Source organism: Nonomuraea sp. C10 (assembly GCF_008017515.1).
Lineage (GTDB): Bacteria > Actinomycetota > Actinomycetes > Streptosporangiales > Streptosporangiaceae > Nonomuraea > Nonomuraea ferruginea.
Genome location: NZ_VPFF01000001.1, coordinates 2722322 through 2746407 on the forward strand (window position 1 = coordinate 2722322; position 24086 = coordinate 2746407).

19 protein-coding genes and 2 pseudogenes are annotated in these 24086 nt (G+C 72.3%); 15 read left to right on the top strand and 6 right to left on the bottom strand.

Annotated elements, in window-relative coordinates:
* The first annotated feature begins 290 nt into the window (after window positions 1-290).
* The gene (locus FR742_RS12395; RefSeq protein WP_315970611.1) at window positions 291-1742 is read left to right on the top strand and encodes a family 43 glycosylhydrolase; all 1452 of its coding nucleotides are present in this window, start codon (window positions 291-293) and stop codon (window positions 1740-1742) included.
* 40 nt (window positions 1743-1782) lie between these two features.
* On the opposite strand, the gene FR742_RS12400 is transcribed toward FR742_RS12395, so the two are convergent.
* Both FR742_RS12400 and FR742_RS45725 read right to left on the bottom strand, forming a co-directional pair.
* Complete coding sequence (locus tag FR742_RS12400) at window positions 1783-2655, bottom strand: hypothetical protein (protein WP_148031105.1); 873 nt, start codon at window positions 2653-2655, stop codon at window positions 1783-1785.
* Window positions 2656-2803: 148 nt separating this feature from the next.
* Window positions 2804-3640: an ATP-binding cassette domain-containing protein gene (locus FR742_RS45725; protein WP_261808489.1), complete on the bottom strand. Its 837-nt coding sequence runs from the start codon at window positions 3638-3640 to the stop codon at window positions 2804-2806.
* Window positions 3641-3895: 255 nt separating this feature from the next.
* Between FR742_RS45725 and FR742_RS12410 the strand changes: the two genes are divergently transcribed.
* The 7 genes and pseudogenes from FR742_RS12410 to FR742_RS45745 all read left to right on the top strand — a co-directional run bounded on the left by FR742_RS12410 (window position 3896) and on the right by FR742_RS45745 (window position 9958).
* Window positions 3896-5092: an acyl-CoA dehydrogenase family protein gene (locus tag FR742_RS12410; protein WP_148031106.1), complete on the top strand. Its 1197-nt coding sequence runs from the start codon at window positions 3896-3898 to the stop codon at window positions 5090-5092.
* A gap of 25 nt (window positions 5093-5117) precedes the next feature.
* Complete coding sequence (locus FR742_RS12415) at window positions 5118-6227, top strand: acyl-CoA dehydrogenase family protein (protein WP_148031107.1); 1110 nt, start codon at window positions 5118-5120, stop codon at window positions 6225-6227.
* Between the two features lie 230 nt (window positions 6228-6457).
* The gene (locus tag FR742_RS12420; RefSeq protein ID WP_222708912.1) at window positions 6458-7048 is read left to right on the top strand and encodes a nitronate monooxygenase family protein; all 591 of its coding nucleotides are present in this window, start codon (window positions 6458-6460) and stop codon (window positions 7046-7048) included.
* Window positions 7045-7410: pseudogene (locus FR742_RS45730) on the top strand (CoA transferase); the annotation flags it as partial. The gene FR742_RS12420 and the pseudogene FR742_RS45730, both read left to right, overlap by 4 nt.
* Window positions 7411-7487: 77 nt before the next feature.
* Window positions 7488-7940 (top strand): CoA transferase, encoded by a 453-nt coding sequence (locus FR742_RS45735; RefSeq protein ID WP_261808855.1) that lies wholly within the window; start codon window positions 7488-7490, stop codon window positions 7938-7940.
* Window positions 7940-9167 (top strand): annotated as a pseudogene (locus tag FR742_RS45740) (CaiB/BaiF CoA transferase family protein). The gene FR742_RS45735 and the pseudogene FR742_RS45740 overlap by 1 nt, the downstream one beginning before the upstream one ends.
* Window positions 9168-9193: 26 nt before the next feature.
* Window positions 9194-9958, top strand: a complete 765-nt coding sequence (locus FR742_RS45745; RefSeq protein ID WP_261808490.1) for an SDR family NAD(P)-dependent oxidoreductase — start codon at window positions 9194-9196, stop codon at window positions 9956-9958.
* Window positions 9959-9964: 6 nt separating this feature from the next.
* Here FR742_RS45745 and FR742_RS12440 read toward each other — a convergent pair whose 3' ends face one another.
* From FR742_RS12440 to FR742_RS12450, 3 genes are all read right to left on the bottom strand, one after another.
* The gene (locus FR742_RS12440) at window positions 9965-10522 is read right to left on the bottom strand and encodes a TetR family transcriptional regulator (RefSeq protein WP_148031111.1); all 558 of its coding nucleotides are present in this window, start codon (window positions 10520-10522) and stop codon (window positions 9965-9967) included.
* 210 nt (window positions 10523-10732) lie between these two features.
* The gene (locus FR742_RS12445; protein WP_148031112.1) at window positions 10733-11890 is read right to left on the bottom strand and encodes a thiolase C-terminal domain-containing protein; all 1158 of its coding nucleotides are present in this window, start codon (window positions 11888-11890) and stop codon (window positions 10733-10735) included.
* A complete protein-coding gene (locus tag FR742_RS12450) occupies window positions 11887-12294 on the bottom strand; it encodes a Zn-ribbon domain-containing OB-fold protein (RefSeq protein ID WP_148031113.1) in 408 nt (135 codons plus the stop codon). Before FR742_RS12450 ends, FR742_RS12445 begins: the two co-directional genes overlap by 4 nt.
* 222 nt (window positions 12295-12516) lie before the next feature.
* Between FR742_RS12450 and FR742_RS12455 the strand changes: the two genes are divergently transcribed.
* The 7 genes from FR742_RS12455 to FR742_RS12485 all read left to right on the top strand — a co-directional run bounded on the left by FR742_RS12455 (window position 12517) and on the right by FR742_RS12485 (window position 22969).
* Entirely contained in the window at window positions 12517-13356 is an 840-nt protein-coding gene (locus FR742_RS12455) for a MaoC family dehydratase (protein WP_148031114.1), read from the top strand.
* Window positions 13357-13451: 95 nt separating this feature from the next.
* Complete coding sequence (locus FR742_RS12460; protein WP_148031115.1) at window positions 13452-14369, top strand: SDR family NAD(P)-dependent oxidoreductase; 918 nt, start codon at window positions 13452-13454, stop codon at window positions 14367-14369.
* A 151-nt stretch (window positions 14370-14520) separates the two neighbouring features.
* Window positions 14521-16089, top strand: coding sequence for an AMP-binding protein (locus tag FR742_RS12465; RefSeq protein ID WP_148031116.1), 1569 nt, complete (start codon window positions 14521-14523; stop codon window positions 16087-16089).
* Entirely contained in the window at window positions 16086-17123 is a 1038-nt protein-coding gene (locus tag FR742_RS12470; protein WP_261808491.1) for a TIGR03617 family F420-dependent LLM class oxidoreductase, read from the top strand. Before FR742_RS12465 ends, FR742_RS12470 begins: the two co-directional genes overlap by 4 nt.
* 25 nt (window positions 17124-17148) lie before the next feature.
* Window positions 17149-17928, top strand: a complete 780-nt coding sequence (locus FR742_RS12475) for an enoyl-CoA hydratase/isomerase family protein (protein WP_148031117.1) — start codon at window positions 17149-17151, stop codon at window positions 17926-17928.
* A 90-nt stretch (window positions 17929-18018) separates the two neighbouring features.
* Window positions 18019-20586, top strand: coding sequence for an ATP-dependent Clp protease ATP-binding subunit (locus tag FR742_RS12480; protein ID WP_148031118.1), 2568 nt, complete (start codon window positions 18019-18021; stop codon window positions 20584-20586).
* A gap of 118 nt (window positions 20587-20704) precedes the next feature.
* Window positions 20705-22969, top strand: a complete 2265-nt coding sequence (locus tag FR742_RS12485; protein WP_148031119.1) for a hypothetical protein — start codon at window positions 20705-20707, stop codon at window positions 22967-22969.
* A gap of 67 nt (window positions 22970-23036) precedes the next feature.
* On the opposite strand, the gene FR742_RS12490 is transcribed toward FR742_RS12485, so the two are convergent.
* Window positions 23037-24083 carry a 2-oxoacid:ferredoxin oxidoreductase subunit beta gene (locus FR742_RS12490; RefSeq protein WP_148034498.1) on the bottom strand — a complete coding sequence of 349 codons (1047 nt, stop codon included), beginning with the start codon at window positions 24081-24083 and terminating at the stop codon, window positions 23037-23039.
* Window positions 24084-24086 lie beyond the last annotated feature (3 nt).

Here is a 24086-nt window from a genome sequence, read left to right on the forward strand (position 1 = left end):
ACTTTCAGCGCGCCGCGCCGGGCGACCGGAGCCGCGCGGGGCGATCTTCCGTGGGGATCACGGGCAGGTGGCGGGCGGCGGCGGGCACCGCGGGCGGCGGCGGGCGCCGTTCCTGCGGTACGGCGGGGCTGCGCGCGGTTCCTTGACCGGCCGGTTGTTCGCGCTAACACTGGGCGCACAACCAGGATGACCAGCACCGCGGACGTCGGCCCTCGGTGGTGTAGTTCTCGATCGACCTTCCTTTCTCGACAGCCCCGCCATCTGTTAGCGCTAACATCGAGAGGCGCTCCATGAACAGACCCGCCCCCTCACGACCGAGACCCCGCCGCGCCGTCACGGCAGCCGTCGTGGCGCTGCTGGCCATGTGCCAGACCCTCGTGGCCGCCGGGCAGGCGGCCGCCGCGACGATCGACACCAGCGCCTGGTACGTGCTGGTCAACCGGCACAGCGGCAAGGTCATGGACGTCTACGAGCGCGCCACGGCCGACGGCGCGCCCATCGTCCAGTGGGCCCGCAACGACGGCGCCTGGCAGCAGTGGCAGTTCGTCGACTCCGGAGGCGGCCACTACCGCCTGCGCTCCCGCCACAGCGGCAAGGTCCTCGACGTCCGCGACAACTCCACCGCCGACGGCGCGAACATCGTCCAGTGGAGCGACCGCAACGGCGCCAACCAGCAGTTCCGCGTCGCCGACACCGACAACGGCTTCGTCAAGCTGATCAACCGCAACAGCGGCAAGGCCCTGGAGGTCTGGGAGTGGTCGACCGCCGACGGCGGACGGCTGTCGCAGTACGCCGACCTGAACGGCGCCAACCAGCAGTGGCAGCTCGTCAAGCTGGGCGACTCGTCCACGCCGCCGCCCTCCTACCCCGCTCCCGGCACCGTCACCGGCTCCGTCAACGTGCACGATCCCGAGGTGGCCAAGACTCCCGCCGGCGGCTATCTGCTGGCCCACACCGGCGAGGGCATCCAGCTGAAGACCTCGGCCGACCGGACGGCCTGGCGCAACGCCGGGTCCGCCTTCCCCGGCGGCGTGCCGTGGGCGCATCCGTACACGAACGGCGGCAACACGCTCTGGGCTCCGGACATCACCTACACCGGCGGCCGCTACGTCATGTACTACTCGGCCTCCACCTTCGGCTCCAACCGCTCGGCGATCTTCCTCGCCACCAGCACGAGCGGGGCGTCGGGGTCGTGGACGAACCAGGGTCTGGTCATCGAGTCGCGGACCTCGGACGACTTCAACGCCATCGACCCCAACCTCGTCGTCGACGACCAGGGCCGCTGGTGGCTGAGCTTCGGCTCGTTCTGGTCCGGCATCAAGATGATCCAGCTCGACCCGGCCACCGGCAGGCGGCCCGGCTCGGCCATCCACTCCATCGCCGGCCGCAACGGCGGCGCGATCGAGGCGCCGACCGTCTACCGGCACGGCGCGTACTACTACCTGCTGGTCTCCTTCGACGCGTGCTGCCGGGGCGCCGCCAGCACCTACCGCGTCATGGCCGGCCGCTCCACCTCGGTGACCGGCCCGTACGTGGACCGCAACGGGGTGGCGCTGACCGCCGGCGGCGGCACGCAGATCCTGGCCGGCCACGGCGACATCCACGGCCCCGGCCATCAGGCGGTCCTCGCCGACACCGACGGCGACGTCCTCTTCTACCACTGGTACGCGGCGGACAACTCGTCCCGGCTGGGCATCAACAAGATCGGCTATGACGCGGCCGGCTGGCCGTACGTCTACTGACGCGGCAGGGCGGCCGGCACGCGCCGCGCCCGGCCGCCCTCTACCCGCCCCCGGCGTCCCCGTGCACCCCGGTCGCCCGCAGCAGGTGCGGGCGCAGGAGTTCGGCCCGCTGCAGGGGCAGCCCGCCGGCCCGCGCGGCGCCCGTGAGCGCGTCGGCGATCCAGCCGGGCTCCACCTGACCGCCGTCCGGCCGCCTGATCAGCGGCTCGTCGGCGCCCCGTCCGGCGGACTCGGCCTCCAGCAGGCGGCGGATCTGCGGCGAGATCGGGTACGCGACCGGGTCCCGCTCGTCGCGCACGACGAGCACGACGGGCGGGCCGTCGCCGGGCAGCGCGTGCAGGTCGCGGGCCGACAGCGAGGCGAGCGCGTCCGCGGACGTGCCGGTGGCCTCCAGCAGGGCGACGGCGAGCGCCTCGGCGCGCCGGCCGTCACCGGCCAGCCGCGCGATCCCCCTGCGCAGCAGGCGTCGTTCGTCCCGGGTGAGGCGGGACGTGCCGTTCAGGATGCGCTGCGCCCGTACGGCGCCGGTCCGCTCGGCGTGCGCGTAGAAGGAGGCCACGACGGCGCGCCTGCCGGCCACCGTCGCCTGGGCCAGCGGCCTGGCGGTGACGCCGTCGCCGGTGGTGAGTGCGGCGTAGCAGTAGGCGTCGAGATGGGTGGCGGAGGCGGCCAGCGGTTCGAGGCCCTGTTCGGCCGCGTACAGCCAGCGCAGCCATGAGGCGAGGACCCGCAGGCAGGTCCGCCGCCGGGCCGTGGAGGGCCTGCCCGCGAGCCAGGTCATGGCCGCGCGCCAGGTCAGCGGGTCCAGCGCGTCGACCAGGGCCACGTCGGCGTCGCCCCGGCCGCGGTGGGGCGGGCCAAGCCCTCCGAGCTGACCGACGCTGGTCAGGCCGGAATCGTCCAGGCGGCTCATGCGGTGACCATGACCCCCGAAGTGGTGCCGTATGTCGCGGAGGCGGCGACGTGCCGAATATAGCGGACCATGCATGACAGACCGATCACGAATAGATCATTCCACGATCTGCCATGCCGTCAGCAGCGTCCGGCCGAGGAGGGGGCGTTCAGTGACAGATGATCTCGCTGATCCTCAGCTCGCCGTGCGCGGGGACCACGCGGGCGCCGCCGGCGTCCCGGACCAGGGTTCCCCAGCCCGTCGGGAGCAGCAGCGGCCATCGGCCGTGCCCGCGCGGCGCCAGGGTGAGGCGCCCGCTGGTGGCGTCATAGGAGGCTCCCGCCAGGGCGTCGAGCACCGACCAGCCGGCCATGGCGCGCACGTAGTGGTCGCCGCACTCGATCTCGTTGTAGGGGTTGCGCCGGCCGCCGTCGTAGCGGCGCCAGAGCCCGGCGAGGATCGCCTGCGCCTCCTCCTCCAGCCCTTCCCACAGGCAGTGCGCCGCGACCTGGTACTCGCGCACGTCGGAGAGCCCGCACAGCTCGACGACCTCGTCCACCCGCTGGAGCAGGGCCTCGGTCTCGCGCCTGCGGTGCGGCAGGCCCAGCAGGTCGCCCAGCAGCCCGCGCCCTCGGGTGCGCCATTCCAGCGGTACGAGCACGTTCTGCCGGACGGTCAGCCAGCCGAACGCCTGGTGCCGCTGGAAGGTCCGGCGGATGCCGTGCCGGGAGAGCCAGGAGGCCGTCCTGGCGGTGACGTCCGCGCCGTCGAGGACGATGCGCCCTTCGGTGGGGGTGCGCAGCCCCGAGACCGAGTCCAGGAGTGTCGTCTTGCCGGCGCCGTTGGGGCCGATGAGGCCGACCACCTGGCCGCCGGGAACGTCCAGGGTGACCGCGTCGACCGCCGTGATCCCGCCGAATCGCACCGTCACGTCCGCCAGGCGGAGAACGTTCGCGCCGCCGGGATCGCCGGGCGGGCGGGCATGGGCGGCTTGGGCAAGGTTCATGTGTGCTCACTTCCTCGGAGAGGCGCGTCTCCACCGCAAGCGCCGACCGGCGTCCTAGCAAAGAGAACCCGTTACCGTTGGAGGTAGCGTGACCAGCCGAGTACGGCTTGTCAATATCGCTGCTGCCACCGGAATCTCGGCGGCACTCTTGACAGATGCCGCCGGACGGGTGAGCCTTCGCTAAACAGAACGTGTTACCAAACGGTCGTGATGTGCCCGGCAGTCCGGCCGTCTCCATCTCCGAGAGGAACGCGGATGACGTCGATCGATGAGTTCCGTGCCAGGGCGCGAGCCTGGCTGGAGCAGCACGCCAAACCCTTCGACGAGGCGGCCGGATACGACCTGGAGGGGAGCGCCGTCCCGCTCCAGGAGTCGAAGCGGTTCCAGAAGGCCCTGTGGGAGGCCGGGTTCGCCGGCATCACCTGGCCGAAGGAGTACGGCGGGCAGGGCCTCGGCGCCGCGGAGCTGATCGCCTTCAACGAGGAGGCGGCCGACTTCGACCTGCCCACCGGGCCGTTCACCATCGGCCTCGGCATGCCCGGCCCGACGATCCTGGAGCTCGGCACGGAGGAGCAGAGGAAGCGCTACCTGCCCCCGCTGCTGCGCGGCGACGAGATCTGGTGCCAGCTCTTCTCGGAGCCCGGCGCGGGCTCGGACGTCGCCGGCCTGCAGACCACGGCCACGCGGACCGAGACCGGCTGGCTCATCAACGGCCAGAAGGTGTGGACCTCGGGCGCCCAGTACAGCGACTTCGGCACCATCATCGCCCGCTCCGACCCGACGGTGGCCAAGCACCGCGGCATCACCATGTTCATCGTCGACATGCACCACCCGGGCGTCACCGTGCGGCCCCTCGTCGTGGCCACCGGGCACGCCCCGTTCAACGAGGTGTTCTTCGACGACGTCGAGGTGCCGGCGGACGCGGTCGTCGGCGAGGTCGGCGAGGGCTGGGGCGCCGCGGTGGTGATGCTCCGCAACGAGCGCGTCACCATCGGCGCCGGGGGCCGCGCCCGCTCCAACCCGCTGGGCTTCGACGCGCTCGTCGAGCTGGCCCGCGCTCGCGGCCTGGAGACCGACACCGCCGTCCGGCGCAGGCTCGCCGTCCTGTACGCCCGGGAGTCCGCGCTCGGCGCGTACGGGCGGGTGCTGCACGAGGAGACCACCGCCGGCGTCGAGATCGGCGCCCGCGGGTCCGCCGCGAAGCTCGCCGGCGCCGAGCTGGCCCTCTGGGCGGCCGATCTGGCGCAGGACATCATCGGCAGCGACATCGCGCTCGGCGGCGCCGACCTGGAGCGGGTGGTCTCGGCCATCGTGGCCGCCCCCGGCGGCGCCGTGGCGGGCGGCACCAACGAGATCCAGCGCAACATCGTCGGCGAGCGCGTGCTCGGGCTGGCGAAGGATCCCGGCGTCGACCGGAACACGCCCTTCAACCAGCTCAAGCTGTCCCGCTGACCGGGCCATCACCTCAGGAGCTCACGTGTCACTCATCTTCACCGACGACCAGAAGAGCCTCGCCGAGACGGTCAGGCACTTCGTCGCGCAGCGCACGCCCCTGCCGAAGGTCCGCGAGGTCATCGGCGGCGACCAGGCCTACGACCAGGAGGTGTGGTCGCGGCTGGCCGGGGACCTCGGCCTGGCCGGTCTGACCATCCCGGAGGAGTACGGCGGCGCCGGCGCCACCCAGGCGGACCTGTCGGCGGCGCTGCGCGAACTGGGCGCGGGGCTGGTGCCCTCGCCGCTGCTGGCCTGTGTGCTGACGGCCGGCGCCCTGCTCGCCCTGGACGACGAGGAGGCCAAACGGGAGGTGCTGCCGCGGATCGCCGAGGGCGCCCTCGTCGGCGCGCTCGCCGTCAGCGAGCCGGGGAACCGCCGGTGGATCCCCGCGGATCCGGAGACCACGGCGACCGGCTCCGGCGACGCGGTCACCCTGTCCGGCGCCAAGGTGGCGGTGCTGAACGGCGCGGAGGCGGGCGTCCTGCTCGTGCAGGCCCGCGGCCCGCAGGGCGTGGGCCTGTACCTCGTCGAGCGCTCGGCCGGCGGCCTCACGGTGACCAAGGACGAGGTCGTGGACCCGACCCGCAGCTCGGCCACCGTGACGCTCGACGGCGCCCCGGCCCGGCTCGTCGCGGGCGACGCCGTCGCCGCGCTCGACCGCGTGGCCGACCTCGCGAACCTGGCGATCGCCTCGGAGCAGTGCGGAGCCATGCTCGCGTGCCTCACCATGACCACCGAGTACGCCAAGGTCCGCTACGCGTTCGGCCAGCCCATCGGCGCCTACCAGGGCGTCAAGCACAAGCTGGCCGACATGTACAACCTGTGGGCGCTCGCCGACGCGGCGCTGCGGGAGGCGACGCGGGCGGCCGACGAGGAGCCGGCGAAGCTCGGCACGGCGGCCGCGGCCGCGCGGACGCTCTCCTCGCCCGGATATCTCACCTCGGCCAAGGAGACCATGCTCCTGCACGGCGGCATCGGCTTCACCTGGGAACACGACGCCCACTTCTTCTACAAGAACGCGATCGCCGGCAACGTGCTCGCCGGCGACGCCGACTACCAGCAGGACCGGCTCGCCGACAAGCTCGGCGTCTGACACGCGGCCACGGGCGGGCGCCCGCGCGGCGCCCGCCTTCCATGCCTTCCACCTGGGATGAACCATGACCGCTGACCCGCAGGCCCCCGCCGACACGGACCCACGGGCGATACTCCGCCGCGCGCGGCTGCCGCTCGTCGCCGCCCCGATGCTGCTCGTCTCCGGTCCCGAACTGGTGATCGCCGCCTGCCGCGCGGGCGTCTTCGGGAGCTTCCCGACGGCGAACTGCCGTGAGGAGGGCCAGCTCGACGAGTGGCTGCGCCGCATCGGGGAAGAGTGCGCTCACGGCGGGAGCGGGCGGCCAGACCGGCAACGCCAACCCGTTCGCCTTCGTACGCGCCGTACGGGAGAGGTTCGACGGGATCATCGCGCTGTCCGGCGGGCAGGCGGACGGCGCGGCCCTGCTCGCCGCGCAGGCGCTGGGCTGCGACCTCGGCTACATGGGCACCCGCTTCATCGCCACGCGGGAGGCCCGCGCCCAGGCGCGCCACAAGGACCTCATCGTCGAGAGCGAGCTCGACGACATCCACCTGACCAACGCCCTGTCCGGCCTGGAGACCAACCTGCTGCGCCGGTCCCTGCCGGCCCAGGGGCTCGACCCCGCCGAGTTCGGCATCGGGCCGAAGCGCTTCTCCATGACGGCGCTGGAAGGCCGCGAAGGCGGAGCCCCGAAACGGTGGCGCGACATCTGGAGCGCCGGCCACTCCGTCTCGGGCGTCCGCGACGTGCCGTCCGTCGCCGAGCTGGTGGACCGGCTCGCCCGCGAGTACGGGGAAGCGGCCGAGGCGATGCTGGCCCTGGCCTCCGGGGTGCGGCGATGACCGGTCACGGCGGCAGTGAAGGCCCGCCCGGCGCGCTCGCGGCGGTGAACCCGCGCGTCGTGCTGGCCGGCGTCACCCCCTTCGGCCAGACCGGCCCGTACGCCCGCCACGCGGCCGGCGACCTCGTCGTCGCGGCCACCGGCGGCGCGGTGTGGCTCAGCGGCGACCCCGACCGCCCGCCGGTCCGCATCAGCTCCGGCCAGTACTTCCTGCACGCCGCGGCCGAGGCCGTGGTGCACACGCTCGTGGCGGTCCGGCACGCCAGGCTCACCGGGCGGGGCCAGCACGTCGACGTGTCGGCGCAGCTGGCGACGATCCGCTCGCTCATGAACGCGGTGCCCGGCCCGTACACGGACGGCTCGGTCGTGGACCGGGCCTCCTTCGGGGAGCCGGTCCCCGGCCTGCCCTACAGCTGTACGCCTGCCGCGACGGGCACGTCCTGGCGACCGTCCCCTTCGGGCCAGGACCAGAGGGGTATCTCGCCTGGCTGCGCGACGAGGGGCACCTCACTCCCGGGCTGGAGGCTTCGGCCGACGGCGATCCCGGGTTCCCCGAGCTGCTGGCCGGCGCGCTGGCGGCGTACTTCCGCACCGAGACCAAGGCGACGCTGACCCGCAAGGCGCTGGAGCGCCGGCTCATGGTGGCTCCCGTCAACACGGTGGCCGACCTGATGGACGACGAGCAGCTGGCCGGGCGCGACTACTTCCGCACGGTGCGCGCGGGCGGCGAGACCCTGCGCGTGCCCGGCACGTGGGCCCGCCTGTCCGCGACCCCGCTGGCGGGCGGCGGGCACGTCGCCGAGGCCGGGGCCGACAACGAGACGGTGTGGCGGGACGAGGCCGGGCTCTCCGCCCTGGAGCTGCGCCGTCACCGCGACGAAGGGGTGATCTGATGGCCGGGCCGCTCGGCGGCGTCAAGGTGTGGGACGCGTCGTGGGTGGGCGTCGGCCCGCTGCCGGCGAGATACCTGGCGGAGTACGGTGCCACGGTGGTGCGCACGGAAAGCCTCCGGTCGGTGGACGTGCTGCGGATGGCGCCGCCGTTCAAGGACGGCGTGCCGGGCGTCAACCGCTCGCAGTTCTTCGCCGACTACAACGCCTCCAAGCTGGGGCTGGGGGTGAACCTGTCCACCGAAGGCGGCAAGCGGGTCGCGAACCGGCTGACGGCCTGGGCCGACGTCGTCATCGAGGCGTTCACGCCCGGCGTGATGGACCGGCTCGGGCTCGGCTACGACCGGCTGCGGCAGGTCAACCCCGCGCTGATCATGATCTCGACGTCCATGAACGGCCAGACCGGCCCGCGCCGCCACTTCGCCGGCTTCGGCACGGTGCTCGCCGCCATGAGCGGCTTCTGCGAGCTCACCGGGTGGCCCGACCGCGACCCGGGCTCCCCGTACGGCGCGTACACCGACTTCATCGCCCAGCGGTTCGCGGCCGCGGCCGTCATCGCCGCGCTGGAGCACCGCGACCGGACCGGCGAGGGACAGTACATCGACCTGTCGCAGATGGAGACGGCCCTGATGTTCCTGGCGCCGGAGCTGGTGGGCTACCAGCGGACCGGGCGCGTCGCGACGCGCGACGGTAACCGGAGCCGCGAGGCCGCGCCGCACGGTGTCTTCCCGTGCCTGCCCGAGGACGGCCGCGAGCGGTGGGTCGCCATCGCGGTGACGTCCGACGCCGTGGGCGGCCCTGCGCCGGGCGCTGGGCGACCCCGGATGGGCGGCGGATCCCCGCCTCGCCACCCTGGCCGGGCGCAAGGAGCAGGAGGACCGGCTCGAAGCGGAGCTCGCCGCCTGGACGCGCGCCCGCACCGCCGCCGAGGTGGCCGGCGCGCTCCAGCCGGGCGTGCCGGCCGGGCCGGTGCACGACGCCCGGGGGCTCCAGGCCGACCCGCAGGTGGCGCACCGGCGCTACTTCCGGCGGCACCCGCACCCCGTCATGGGCGAGATGCCCTACGAGGGCGCCCAGGCGGAGATGTCGCTGACGCCGCACCGCGTCACCAAGGCGGCTCCGCTGCTCGGAGAGGACAACGAGAAGGTCCTCACCGCGCTGCTGGGCTTCAGCCGGGCCGAGGTGGCGGAACTCGCCGCGTCGGGCACCCTGGAGCAGGTCCTCGACTGACCCACCCGCAACGGAAGGTGACCGCCATGTCCCCTCAGATCGTCGACCTCACGGGCCAGACCGCCGTCGTGACCGGCTGCTCCTCGGGCCTCGGGCGGCGGTTCGCCGTCACCCTGGCGGAGCACGGCGCCCACGTGGTCGCGGTGGCGCGGCGGGCCGACCGGCTCAAGGACCTCGCCGAAGAGATCGAGGCGGCCGGCGGCTCCTGCCTGCCGCTCGGCGCCGACCTCACCGACGACGCCCAGCTCGGCGGCGTGCTCGACGCGGCCGAGGAGCGGTTCGGCACCGCCACCATCCTGGTCAACAACGCCGGCGTCCCCGACGCCCAGTACGCCACGAAGATGCCCGTGGAGCTCGTCGACCGCGTGCTGGGCACGAACCTGCGCGCGCCCTGGCTCCTGTCCTGCGACTTCGCGCGCCGGCTGATCAAGGCGGGCACCGGCGGCCGGGTGGTGAACATCTCCTCCATGGGCGCCTACGAGTACAGAGGCGGGGGAGCGGCGCTGTACTCGGTGACGAAGGCCGCCCTGTCCAGGATGACGGAGGTGCTCGCCGTCGAGTGGGCCAGGTTCCACATCAACGTCAACGCCATCGCGCCGGGGGCCTTCGCCTCGGAGATGATGGACGGCATGATGGAGCGGACCGGCGCCGACCCGACGGGCTACTTCCCCCGGGCTCGCATGGGCGACCCGCGGCAGCTCGACAGCACGCTGCTCTACCTGGTCTCGCCGCACTCCGAGTTCGTCACCGGGACGGTGGTCAAGGTCGACGACGGCCAGGGCGCGCGCTGACGCGGATCACCTGCCCGCCTCGGGCTCCGGGGCGAGCAGGCGCTTGGCGGCGAACTTCAGCCGCTCCTCGACGTACTCGGGGGTCATCTGGTCGTTGAGCCAGCCGATGACGCTGCTGTTCCAGAGCGACTCCAGCATGTGCAGCACGCGGTACTCGGCCGTCGTGGTGCGGTGTGACGGGCCCCAGGCCGCGAGCGCGAGGAGGTCGGTGAGCGCGGTCGGGTCGGACTTCTCCACCAGCGGCGAGGCGTCCTCCGGCTGCTGCCCCAGCGGCTTGGGGATGTGGTAGGCGCTGAGCGCGGCGTGTGCCCAGCCGCGGTTGTACTGCATCGCCCGGAAGGCGCGGTTGAGCACCTCAGCGGCCCGTCCCTCGGGGGTGCGCTGCCGTGGCGGGCGCCGGATGATGTCCTGCCGCAGCTCTTCGAGCTGCACCATGATGGCAGCGCTGATCAGCGCGTCCTTCGACGGGTAGTAGCGGTAGAGGGTCGACAGGGCGACGTCCGCGATGCGGGCGACCTCGCGCATCTGGACCGCTTCGTAGCCGCCCCTGGTGGCCAGGGCCATCCCGGCATCCAAAACGCGTTCCGCTCTGAAGGCCCGGGCCTCGGGCGTCCGGCCCTTCCTGCTGACACGGCCCACGAAGAGCCCCCTTTCCGGCCGGTGGAGAACGCTACGGCCACCCCGCGTGGTACGGCGTCGACGGCTGAAAGCCGGAAACAAAGAGTACAGGTTATCGAGTGGGGCGGCGCCTTCCCCGGCGCCGCCCCGCCGGGCTCAGCCGCGGTGGCGGGAGAGCACGAGGCTGCCGGCCGCGGCGAAGAACATCCCCACGCCCTGCACGAAGCTGACGTCGACGTCCTGGACCTGCTCCACGGCCTCGCCCCGGAGCTGGCGCACCGCCTCCTGGATGGCGAACATGCCGTACATGCCGGTGTGGGTGTAGGACAGGCCGCCGCCGTTGGTGTTCATCGGCAGCGAGCCGCCCTTGACCGTGTTGCCCTCCGCGACGAAGTCGCCCGACTCGCCCCGGCCGACGAACCCGAGGTCCTCCAGCATGTAGAGCGGGACGTGCGCGAAGGCGTCGTAGGCCATGAGATGGTCCACGTCGGCGTGCGTGATGCCCGCGGTCCTGAACGCCTCCTCGCCGGCCTTGCGGAAGGCCGCGAACGATCCGGGGTCGGCCATCTGCGACACCAGGGGGCCCTCGGCCGCCTCTCCCGAGCCGAGGAGGTACACCGCCCGGTCGCCGCTCGGCAGGTCCTTCGCCCGCTCGGCCGAGGTGAGCACGAGCGCGCCGCCGCCGTCGGTCACCACGCAGCACATGTCCCTGGTGAACGGGTACGCGATCGGCGGACCCGCCAGGACCTCCTCGACGGTGACGGGCTTGCGCCGGAAGGCGCGCGGGTTGTTCAGCGCCCACGACCTCTGCGCCACCACGACCTGGGCCAGGTGCTCGCGGGTCATGCCGCGCTCGTGCAGGAAGCGCAGCGCGGGGAGGGTGAAGGTGGAGTACGGGGCCTGGGCTCCGTACACGGTCTCGAACTGCCCGCTCGCGGAGGCCGGGTTGGGCGCCCAGGGCGCGACGCCGACGCGCGAGCGGCCGGACTCGCCGTGCGTGACGAGCACGACGTCGGCGGCGCCCGCCGCGATGGCGGCCGCGGCGTGCCGGACGTGCAGCATGAAGCTGCAGCCGCCGACCAGGGTCCCGTCGAGCCAGCGCGGCTCGATGCCGAGGTGGTGGGAGACCTCCATGGCCAGCGGCCCGGCGGTGGCCACGCCGTCCACGTCGGCGGTGGTGAGCCCCGCGTCCGCGAGGGCGTTCCTGGCCGCCTCCGCGTGCAGGCCGAGGACGGACATCTCGGGGCGGACGCCGATGCCGGTGGTCTCCGCGGCGCCGACGACGGCGATGTCGCCGCGGTGCATCGACGTCATCGGGCCACCGCCGGGGCGAACACCGGGAGCGTGTAGTCCTCGTACTCGATGAATGCGGCCTTCAGCGGCATGTCCAGCTCCAGGTTCTCGGGCTCGGGCGCGACGCCGACGATGTTCGTCATCATGCGGGGCCCCTCGGCCAGCTCCACCAGCGCCACGACGACCGGCGTCGCGGGGTCGAAGGGCGGGAACGGCCGGTAGTTGATGATGTACGACACCAGCCGCGCGTCGCCGCTGACCGTCGTCCACTCCACCTCCTCCGAGCCGCACCGGGGACAGAACGGGCGGGGGTAGAAGTAGTGCCGCGAGCAGGGGGTGCAGCGCTGGACGCGCAGCTCCTTGTCCGCGGCGCCCTCCCAGAACGGGAGCGTCTCCGGGATGGGCGCGGGGGCCGGGCCGGGCATGGCGGTTCCTTTCGACGGCGCGGGACGACGGTCGGCGGGCCGAGCCCGGCCGAGTTAAAGACAACATGTTCTGCTTATAGCAGGGTTGACGCCAGAGCGCCCCTTGTCAAGGGGGTACGGACTCTTGTCCTGTTTGCCGTAACGTGTTCTACTTGTCGTCAGTTGTGGGACCGGGACGGATCCCGTGGTCATGTCCGCCGAGCGTTCGCGGGAATGAGGATCATGCCAATCGACGCATCTCTGGTCGGCCGCAAGAGCGAGCCCCTCACGAGGTCCTGGACGTCCGCCGACGCGCTGCTCTACGCGATCGCCGTCGGCGCCGGCCAGGAGGACCCGCTGACCGAGCTGGAGTTCACCACCGAGAACACCGAGGGCAAGCCGCAGCGGGTCCTGCCGACCTTCTGCAACGTGGCGATGGGCGGCGGCATGGCCCTGCCTGACGACCTCGACCTCACCAGGATGCTCCACGCCGAGCAGGCCTTCGAGCTGCTGGGCACGGTCCCGGCCACGGGCGAGGTCGAGGCGACGGGCGAGATCGTCGGCGTCTACGACAAGGGCTCCGGCGCCATCGTCACCAGTGAGACGCTCGCCCGCGACTCCGCCGGCCAACCGCTCGCCAGGATCCGTACCTCGCTCTTCTTCCGCGGGTACGGCGGCTTCGGCGGCGAGCGGGGGCCGGGCACGTCGTGGGAGCTGCCGACCGGCGCCCCCGACCACGTCGTGACCTACGCGACCCGGCCCGATCAGGCGCTCCTCTACCGGCTGACCGGCGACCGGAACCCGCTGCACACCGACCCGTCCTTCAGCGGCAGGGGCGGCTTCCCGAGGCCGATCCTGCACGGCATGTGCACCTACGGCTTCACCGGCCGCGCGCTGCTGCACGCCGCCGCCGGATCCGACCCCGGGCGCTTCCACGCCATGTCCGGCCGTTTCACCAAGCCGATACTCCCCGGGCAGACGATCACGGTGTCGATCTGGGCCGACGGCGCCGACGTCCGGTTCCGGACGACCGACGAGACCGGTGCCGTGGTGATCGACCACGGAACCGCGGTCATCCGCTGACCGGCTTCTGACAGGCGCGGCCCCGCCGCGCCCGTCAGAAGGCGCGGCCCCGCCGCGCGAACACCTCCAACTCCTCCACATCGGAAGGGCGTCCCATGGGATCTCTTGACGGCAGAGTCGCCATCATCACCGGTGCCGGCCGCGGCATCGGAGCCTCCATCAGCCGCGCGTTCGCCCAGCAGGGCGCGCGGCTCGTGCTCAACGACCTCGGCGCCGGCCCGGACGGCAGCGGCGGCGACGCCGGGCCCGCGCAGGACATCGCCAAGGAGGTCACCGACCTCGGCGGCGAGGCGGTCTCCGACGGCGGCGACATCGGCGACACCGGGACCGGCCGGCGTCTCGTCGAGATGGCCGTCGAGTCCTACGGGCGCCTCGACGTCGTCGTCAACGTCGCCGGCATCCTCCGCGACAAAATGATCTTCAACCTCCCCGAGGAGGACTGGGACGAGGTCATCCGGGTCCACCTGCGCGGCCACTTCAGCGCGATCAAGCCCGCCGCCGCCTACTGGCGCCAGCAGCGCAACCCCGACGGGCACTACCGCATCATCAACTTCACCTCCGACTCCGCCCTCCAGGGCTCCCCGGGCCAGCCCAACTACGCCGCCGCGAAGATGGGCATCATCGGCCTGACCGCCTCCCTCGCCAACGGCCTGGCCCGGTACGGCGTGACGGCGAACGCGATCGCCCCCGGCGCGGCCACCCGCCTGACCGCCACCGTCCCCGACGACAAGAAGCTCGGCGAGGACCCTGGCGAGGAGCAGCTCATGTCGCCGGACAACATCGCGCCGATCGTCACCTACCTCGCCGGCACCGAGTCCGACTGGCTGTCGGGCCGCACCATCGGCGCGGCCGGCCACGAGGTCCGGCTGTGGAACAACCCCGAGGTCGTCGAGACCATCAGCTCCGACGGGCCGTGGGACCTCCAGGACCTCGCCGCCAAGCTCACCACGTCGTTCCGGCCCAAGGCGGACGGCCTGCACCCGTCGATCTTCATGGGGCAGCTTCCCAAGTGAGGGCCGCGTCCAGGTGGGGCGGCCGGGCAGCCGCTCACCGGGACGCACCGGCCGGGCGGGCCGCGATCCCGCCCGGCCGCCACGACACGGGGGCCCGGGGGCCACGGGGGGATCGTCTAGCTACGTCACGCCGACAGGAGAGAGACGCACCATGTCCTTTGCCACTCACTCGACCACGGCACCCACCGGCTTCTACGAGATCGCCGCCGCCGACCCCGGCCGGCCCGCCATCATCGACCCCGATGGATCGACGATCACCTGTGGCGACCTGCTGGCGCGGGTCAACCGCGTCTCGCGCGCGCTGCGCTCCCACGGCCTGTCGGCCGGTGACAGCGTGGCGGTGGCGGTGCACAACGGCCACGAGTATCTGGAGCTGATGCTGGCCACCGGGCAGGTCGGCATGTTCCTCGTCCCGGTCAACTGGCGGCTGACCCCGGCGGAGATGCTCTACATCATCAAGGACTCCGGAGCCAGGGTCGTCGTCGCCGACGTCGAGCAGGCCCGTACGCTGCCGGAGGAGTCGCTGCCCGAGCACCGGTTCGTGATCGGCGGGCAGACGGCCGGCTGGCGCCCGTACCCCGAGCTGGGCGAGGGCGAGCCGTCCGACGCGCCGCCGGACCGCCGGTTCGGCGGCACCATGGGCTACACCTCCGGCACCACCGGCAACCCCAAGGGCGTGCGGTCCCTCCTCTACCCCGACTCCGAGCCGGAGCCGGTCATCAGCGCCCTGTACGGGGGACTCGCCGCCCGCTACGAGGTCACCCTGGACAAGGGCGTGCACCTGGTGTGCTCGCCGATCTACCACGCCGCCCCGACCGGGCACGCCTACGCGTTCCTCCAGCTCGGGCACACCGTGGTGATCCAGGGCAAGTTCGACGCCGAGGGCGTGCTGGAGGCGATCGAGCGGCACCGGGTGACCAGCGTGCACATGGTCCCCACCCACTTCAACCGGATGCTGCGCCTGCCGGAGGAGGTCCGGGCCAGGTACGACCTGTCCAGCCTGGAAGCGGTGATCCACGCGGGCGCGCCGTGCCCGGTGCCGATCAAGCAGCGGATGCTCGACTGGCTGGGGCCGGTGGTGTGGGAGTACCTCGCCTCGACCGAGGGCGGCGTCTCCCTGGTGAGCCCGCGGGAGTGGTTGCGCAAGCCCGGCACCGTGGGACGCCCGACGCCGAACACCATCGTCAAGATCCTCGGCGAGGACGGCGAGGAGGTGCCGACCGGGACGGCGGGCACGATCTACTTCGGCATCCCCGGGCGCGAGGCGCTCTTCGAGTACAACAACGACCCGGTCAAGACCGCCGCCAGCCGGAGGGGAGGGCTCGCCACCGTCGGCGACTACGGCTACTTCGACGAGGACGGCTACGTGTTCCTGCTCGACCGGCGGACTGACCTCATCATCTCCGGCGGCGTCAACATCTACCCGGCGGAGATCGAGCAGGCCCTGATCACGCATCCCGCCGTCGCCGACGTCGCCGTCATCGGGGTCCCCGACCCGGACTGGGGCCAGAACGTGCTGGCCGTCGTCCAGCCGGCCGAGGACGCGGTCCCCGGTGACGAGCTCGCCGCCGCGCTGCGCGCCCACTGCGCCGAGCGCCTGGCCTCGTTCAAGATCCCCCGGCGTTTCGAGTTCCGGGCCGACTTCCCCCGGACGGAGACCGGCAAGCTGCAGCGCCGCAAGCTCCGCGACCACTACGCGGGTGAGGGGGAGAAGCCGTGAAGACCGGCGTGCACGCCTTCGAGGCCGGCATAGCCGACGTCGCCGCCTGCGCCGCGTGGGCCGAGGAGGCCGGCTACGACGTCGTGGCCAGCGCCGAGGTCGACCACGACCCGTTCCTGCCGCTGGCGCTGGCCGCCCGTGACACCAGCCGGATGCGGCTGGCGACCACGATCGCGGTGGCCTTCGCCCGCACGCCGATGACGATGGCGTACGTCGCCAACGACCTGCAGGCGCTGTCCGGAGGCAGGTTCGTCCTCGGCCTCGGCACCCAGACCAAGCCCCACATCACCCGCCGGTTCGGCATGCCGTGGGGCCGGCCGGCGGCGCGGATGCGGGAGTACGTCACCGCCCTGCGCGCGATCTGGGACGACTGGAACACCGGCCGCCCGGTCCGGCACGAAGGGGAGCACTACCGGCACACGCTGATGACGGCGACCTTCCGCCCGGCGCCGCACGGTCACGGCAACCCGCCGATCCACCTCGCCGCGGTCGGGCCGCTCATGACCCGGCTGGCCGGAGAGGTGGCCGACGGGCTGATCCCGCACGGCTTCAGCACCGAGCGCTACTTCCGCGAGGTGACCCTCCCGGCCCTGGAGGAGGGCCTGGCGCGGGCCGGCCGCGACCGCTCCGAGGTGACCGTCCACTGCCCGGGGTTCGTGCACGTCCACGCCCCCGGCGACGACGTCGACGCGCAACGGCGGATGCTGCGCGGGCGGGTCGCCTTCTACGGCTCCACACCGGCCTACCGCGGCGTGCTGGACCTGCACGGCTGGCAGGAGCTGCACGAGCGGCTGCACGCCCTGTCGGTCACCCCTGACGAGGACCGCTGGGACCGGATGGCCGACCTCGTCGACGACGAGGTGCTCGACACGTTCTGCGTCAGCGGCTCCCTCGCGGAGGTGACGGCGGAGGTCTCCCGCCGGTTCGGCGGGCTGGTCGACCAGGTCCACATCCAGCCGCCGGCCGGCACGCCCGCGCCGGAGATCCGCGCGGCGCTGGCGTCGCTGAAGAACCAGGCGTCCGGCGCCCGCTGACCGGCGGGAGAGAGGAACGGCATCCGTGTCCGACAACCTTGTCGTCCTGGTGGAGCGTGACGGGAGCGGCATCGTCACCGTCACGCTCGACCGGCCCGACACCAAGAACAGCGTGCCGCGCGCCGGCTGGATCGAGCTCGCCGAGGTGTTCGGCGACATCGCGGGCCGGGCGGACGACCGCGTGGTGGTGCTCACCGGCGCGGGCGGCGACTTCTGCTCCGGTTCCGACCTGCGCGGCGGCGACTCCGCGGACTCGCCGCGCCGCGCGATGCGGATTGTCAACGCGGCGCTGCTCGCCGTCCGCGACCTGCCGCAGCCCACGATCGCCGCGGTCTCCGGGGTCGCGGCGGGCGGCGGCTTCAACCTGGCGCTCGCCTGCGACCTGGCGATCGCCGAGGAGACGGCGAGGTTCTCGCAGATCTTCGCCAGGCGCGGGCTCTCCGTCGACTTCGGCGGGACCTGGTTCCTGACGCACATGCTGGGGCTCCACCGTGCCAAGGAACTCGCCTTCTTCGGCCGGATGCTCCCCGCCGCCGACGTCCACGCCCTCGGGCTGCTCAACAAGGTCGTGGCCGAGGGGGAGGCCCTGGCGCAGGCGTACGAGTGGGCCCGTGAGCTGCTGGCCCTCGCGCCCCTCGCCCTGTCGCAGACCAAGGAGATGCTCAACCTCGCCGCCTCGGGAAGCTTCCACGACAGCGTCCTGCGTGAGGCGGCCGCCCAGAACATCAACGGCACCACCGAGGACACCCGCGAGGCGATCCGGGCCTTCCTGGAGAAGCGGGATCCCGTGTTCCGCAACCGGTAGCGTCGTGGGCGCCTGGGCGGGAGGTGTTGGTTACCTCCTGACGTCGGGGGTAGGCGGGCGTAACCGACGTCACCTTCGGGGGAGGGGACCATGACAACGGGTGATTTCTGGAACTACGGCCACGGCCCCATGGACGATCTCCTGGCCAGGTTCTTCGGGTACGGCCAGCCGGCGTTGCCCCGCCGTGTCGACATCGGGAGGCTGCTCAGCGAGGACGCGATCGACCTCCTGCGCGTGGCGACGGAGAAGGCGGCCGAGTGGGGCGCCGACTACGTGGACACCGAGCACATGTTGTGGGCGGCCGCCCAGGTGGACACGGCCCGGCAGTTCCTGGAGCGGGCCGGGGCCGACCCGGCCGCGCTGGCCCGTGAGGTCGAGCAGGCCGTCGAGAAGCGTGAGCCCCGGCAGGACCCGATGTCGCTCGCACCGGCGGCCAAACGGGCCCTGCTGGACGCCAGGCAGGTGGCGCACGCCACCGGCGCCTCCTACATCGACCCGCATCACCTGCTGCTCGCCATGTCGGCGAACCCCCGGTCGATGGCGGGGCGGCTGCTCCGGGAGGCGCACGTCACCCCGCAGTCGTTCGTCCAGGAAGGCGCCGGCAACGGGGAGACGCTGACGGGCCAGCAGGCGCCGCCCAGCAGCACCCCGACGCTCGACCAGTACGGCCGGGACCTGACCGGCGAGGCCCGCGAGGGCGGCATCGACCCGGTGGTGGGCCGGGACCAGGAGATCCTCCGGGCGGTCGAGGTGTTGTCGAGGCGGACCAAGAACAACCCCGCGCTGATCGGCGAGCCGGGCGTCGGCAAGACGGCGGTCGTCGAAGGGCTGGCGCAGCGCATCGCGGACGGCGAGGTGCCCGAGACGCTCAAGCGCAAGCGCGTGGTCCAGCTGGATCTGGCCGGCCTGGTCGCGGGGACGAAGTTCCGCGGCGAGTTCGAGGAACGCCTGAGCAAGGTCATGGAGGAGATCCGCGCGCACAGCGAGGAGCTCATCATCTTCATCGACGAGCTGCACACCGTCGTCGGCGCGGGCGGCGCCGAGGGCGCCATCGACGCCTCCAACATGCTCAAACCCGCCCTGGCCCGCGGCGAGCTGCACGTGATCGGCGCCACCACGCTGGACGAGTACCGCAGGCACGTGGAGAAGGACGCCGCGCTCGAACGGCGCTTCCAGCCCATCCTGATCCCCGAGCCGGACGTCGCGGACACCATCGAGATCCTGCGCGGCCTGCGTGACCGGTACGAGGCCCACCACCAGGTCAAGTTCACCGACGAGGCGCTGGTGGCGGCGGCCGACCTGTCCGACCGCTACATCTCCAGCCGTTTCCTGCCCGACAAGGCGATCGACCTGATGGACGAGGCGGGCGCCCGGGTGGCACTGCGCACCGGCACCGCCCCGACCGGCACCCGCGAGCTGGAGGAGGAGCTCGGCCACCGGCAGCGGGAGAAGGAGCAGGCGGTGACGCGCGAGGACTACGAACGCGCCCGCGAGCTCCGCGACGAGATCTCCGATCTCCAGTCCAGGATCGAGCAGACCCGCGACGGCCGAGGGAAGGTCGCCGAGGTGACCGCGGACGACATCGCCGCCGTCGTCTCCCGGGCCACCGGCATCCCGGTCGCCCAGCTCACCGAGGAGGAGCGGGACCGGCTCCTGGGCCTGGAGGAACACCTGCACCAGCGCGTCATCGGCCAGGACCAGGCGGTGGAGGCGGTCGCCGAGGCCGTGCGCCGCTCCCGCGCCGGCCTGAGCGATCCCAACCGGCCGATCGGCTCCTTCCTGTTCCTCGGGCCCACCGGCGTGGGCAAGACCGAGCTGGCCCGGGCCCTGGCCGAGGCGCTGTTCGGCGAGCAGGACCGGATGATCCGGCTGGACATGAGCGAGTTCCAGGAACGGCACACCGTCTCACGGCTCGTGGGGGCGCCCCCCGGTTACGTGGGCTACGAGGAGGCGGGCCAGCTCACCGAGCAGGTCCGGCGCAAGCCGTACGCGGTGGTCCTGCTGGACGAGATCGAGAAGGCCCACGCGGACGTGTTCAACCTGCTGCTGCAGGTGCTGGAGGACGGGCGGCTGACCGACGGGCAGGGCCGGACGGTGGACTTCAGGAACACCGTGCTGATCATGACGTCGAACCTCGGCGCCGACCTCATCATGGCGCACGCCGGCGAGGACCCGCAGGCGCTGCGCGGCCAGCTCTCGCGGCTGCTGCAGATGCAGTTCAGGCCGGAGTTCCTCAACCGCGTCGACGAGATCATCATCTTCCGCGGCCTCGACGCCGAGCAGCTCCGCCAGATCACCGTCCTGCTGCTGGAGGAGACCCGGCGGCGGCTGCACGCGCAGAAGGTGGTCCTGGAGATCGAGCCGGCGGCCGTCGACTGGCTCGCCAAGGAGGGCTACCAGCCGCAGTACGGAGCCCGGCCGCTGCGCCGCACCATCCAGCGCAAGCTCGACAACACGCTGTCGCGGCTGCTGCTGGACGGCACGCTCAAGCCGGAACAGCACGCCCACATCGGCGTCAGGAACGGCGACCTGGCCATCACCGTCCTCGACGCGGGGGCCGAGGTGGGCCCGGACACCGAGCCGCAGGTCCTGGCCAAGCCCGAGCCGCGTTCCCCCGAGGAACGCCGCGACCGGAGCGACCCCGGGCTCTACCTGTAATCGGATCGTGACGATGTGTCGCGTTAGTCCCTTCACTCCACCGATCATCACATGAGGGGGGAGTGAAGGGGGGTTCTCGGTGGGGTCGTCGGAATCGTCCACACATCTGGTCTATCTGGTGACGTACTGGCGGGAGTGGCGGGCGTGGGGGCCTGGGGGCGGCGAGGCGGACGACCGCATCATCAGGGAACTGCTCGAGTCGAACGGGGGCGCCGAACCCGGGGTGTGGCTGGCGACGTCGCCCGACGGCCTGCTCGACCAGGTCACCTGGCGCACCGGCGACGCCGCGCTGCGGGAGCTCGACCGGGGCAACGAGAAGGTCGACCAGGCGTACCGGGAGATCGAGGCCGGCTACCTGGACGCGGCCGACAGCCTCCACTGGTACCACGTCCTGATCCACCCCGACCACGAAGTGGGGCCGTTCAAGCGGGAGGGCGGGGGCGGGAAGCCGTGGATCCTGTTCGACATCCAGTTCCGCAACCGCTGGAGCTCGCGGATGATGTTCATCGGCGTCAGCTTCTGGGTCGGCGATCCGAACTGGATCCCCGACGAGGCGCTGGGCCGCGCACCGCGGGAGACGAGCGCCCACCGGCGGCACGAATGGTTCATGCGCTGCGAGCGGCAGGCCCGCACCCACGTGAGAGCCCACTTCCGCAAGGCGAAGCAGGACATCAGGGAGTACGAGGCCCCGGAGTTCTGGATCGCGCTGGAGGACAACGGCACGGGGGACCGGCCGAGCCTGAAGAACGCGCGTGACCTGTACGAGGTGGTGCACGGAGGTGCCACGTCCGGTGGGGCGCGCAGGCGCTTCCCGCTGCGCCGGCTGCTCGGTGGCGCCGGCGCCACGGAGCTGAGCAGCGCGGACGTGTGTGTGGAGCCCGCCCGGCGCGACGACCGCACGGTACGCGAATGCTACGTGGTGCTGCCCGACACGCCGCATCTCAACGGCACGGTCGTGGGGGAGCGATTACGTCCCGCGGTGGCGGGGCTTCTGACCCTGGAGGCGCTGGCCGCCTCCGGCAACGACATCCGCGAGCAGCTCCAGGTCTGGCGCGAGCACGCGATGATCTACCAGCACGCCGCCCGCACGGCCGGGGCCCTGTGGGACGGGGTGGCCACCCACCTGCCGATCCGGCGCTGGTGGCGGCTGAACCGCGCGCACCGGGCGGTGGAGCTGATCCACCTGATGCTGCTGCAGGGCATGGCGGACCTCGCCGACGTGGCCAGCCACGTCGACGAACGGGTGAGCCGGATCGAACGGCTGGAGCACCTCGCCGACGAGCGGTTCGCCGAGACGCTCGGCTGGGCGGGCCGCGGGCTGCGGGAGGCGCTGGCCGACGCCAGCCACTTCACCGAACTCAAACGGTTCGGCTCGCGGGCGCGGGACGTCGCCGACCGCGCCACCGAGCAGTACAAGAACCTGCTCGAGTCGATGGCGCACGCCTTCGACGAGCGCCGGGTCAGGGAGCTGGAGGTGCTGCAACGGGCGGGCTTCTGGCTGAGCATGACGATAGGCGCCTTCGCGGTCCTCACCTTTATGGACTTCTTCATGGAGATCGAACACAAGCAGGTCGTGGACGACCTGTTCATGGCGGACCGCCGGCTGCACGCCATGGTGTGGGGCGTCCTCGGCCTGCTGACCGCGATCGTGCTGGGCGTGACGGCGAAGTCGCTGTGGTCGCAGCGGATGGGGTCGAGCTGGTTCCACCGGACGTTCCGGCGGCTGGAGCGCTATCTGCGCCTGTCGTCCACCCGCGAACTGGAGCTGCTGCGCGGCCGTATCACCCGCACGCGCAAGGACACGTGGAAGGGCCGCGACCAGGACCTGGCCGACCGCTTCGCGGACCTGTGGGACGAGTCGGCGCGCGCCGTCGCGGCCAACTCGTCGGCCAGGCCGCAGCCGCCGCGCCGGGCCGGGCGGTCCGGGGGACCGTCCGGCTGGCTGGACGCGCGATGGGTGGCCCTGCGCGGTGTGCGCTGGTCCGGCCGCGATCTGGCCACGCAGCGCCGCGACATCGAGGCGCTGATCGTGCGCACTCTCCTGCTGGCGGAGCGGACGCCGACGCTGCGCCGGTACGGGCTGGTCCGGCTGGCGCTGCTGCACCGGCACTGCGGGCGGCTGCCCGGCAACTGGTTCGGCGAGTTCGACGGGGTGTCGAGGTCGGAGCTGCGGATGGTGTTCACGACCGCCGGAGGCAGCGCGGAGATCGCGGACAGGGTCGACAAGCGGATGGCGGAACGGATCGCCCACACCAAGGCGGTCGAGGCGGGCCGGGTCGACGACCGGGCCGCGCCCGCCGGCAAGATCAGGACCGCTCGGGAGCTGCTGGAGGCGATCGAGCAGGAACTGGTCCGGCCCGACCTGCCGGGGCTGGCCGCGTGAGCGTGGGCGCCCGCGCGCCGTCGGCGCCGGTACGGCGCCCGGCGTGCGGCGCCGGTACGCCGGGCGCTCAGGGGACGCGCCAGGTGTCGCCGGAGTCGAACAGGTGCCTGAGGTCGCCCCGGCCCTTCTGTGTCACCGCTTCGTCGAGCTGGCTGGTCATCAGCGTGTCGTAGGCCGGCCGGTCCACGCTGCGGAAGATCCCGATCGGGACGTGGTCGAAGGCGGGCTCGTCCAGCCGGGACAGCGCGAACGCCACCGACGGGTCGGGGTTGTGCGCGTCGTGCACCAGGACCCGGTCCTCCTCCACGCTGTCGCGGGGGACGACCTCCAGGCTGCCGTTCGCGGCCCGGATGACCGCCTTGGAGGCCGAGGCGATCGGCCGGCCGTGTTCCAGCTTCAACGTGATGTCGTCGCGCAGCTCCGGGTCTTTGAGCGGCTCGAAGGCGTTGTCGTTGAAGATGTTGCAGTTCTGGTAGATCTCCACCAGGGACGCGCCCCGGTGCGCGGTCGCCTCCCGCAGCACCGCCTGCAGGTGCTTGCGGTCGGAGTCCAGGGTGCGGGCCACGAACGACGCCTCCGCGCCCAGGGCGAGGGAGATGGGGTTGAACGGCTTGTCCAAAGATCCCATCGGGGTGGACTTGGTGACCTTGCCGACCTCGGAGGTGGGCGAGTACTGGCCCTTGGTCAGCCCGTAGATCCGGTTGTTGAACAGCAGGATGTTGAGGTTGACGTTGCGGCGCAGCGCGTGGATCAGATGGTTGCCGCCGATCGACAGGGCGTCCCCGTCACCGGTGATCACCCACACGCTCAGATCCGGCCGCGAGGCCGCCAGCCCGGTGGCGATCGCGGGGGCGCGGCCGTGGATGGAGTGCACGCCGTAGGTGTTGAGGTAGTACGGGAACCTGGAGGAGCAGCCGATCCCGGAGACGAACACGATGTTCTCGCGCTTGAGCCCCAGCTCAGGCAGGAACGACTGCACCGCGGCCAGGATGGCGTAGTCACCGCAGCCCGGGCACCAGCGCACCTCCTGGTCGGACTTGAAGTCCTTCAGGCTCTGCTTGGTGTCGGTCTTGGGCACCAGCGACAGGCCCTTGCCGTTGACGAGCCCGTTCATGTC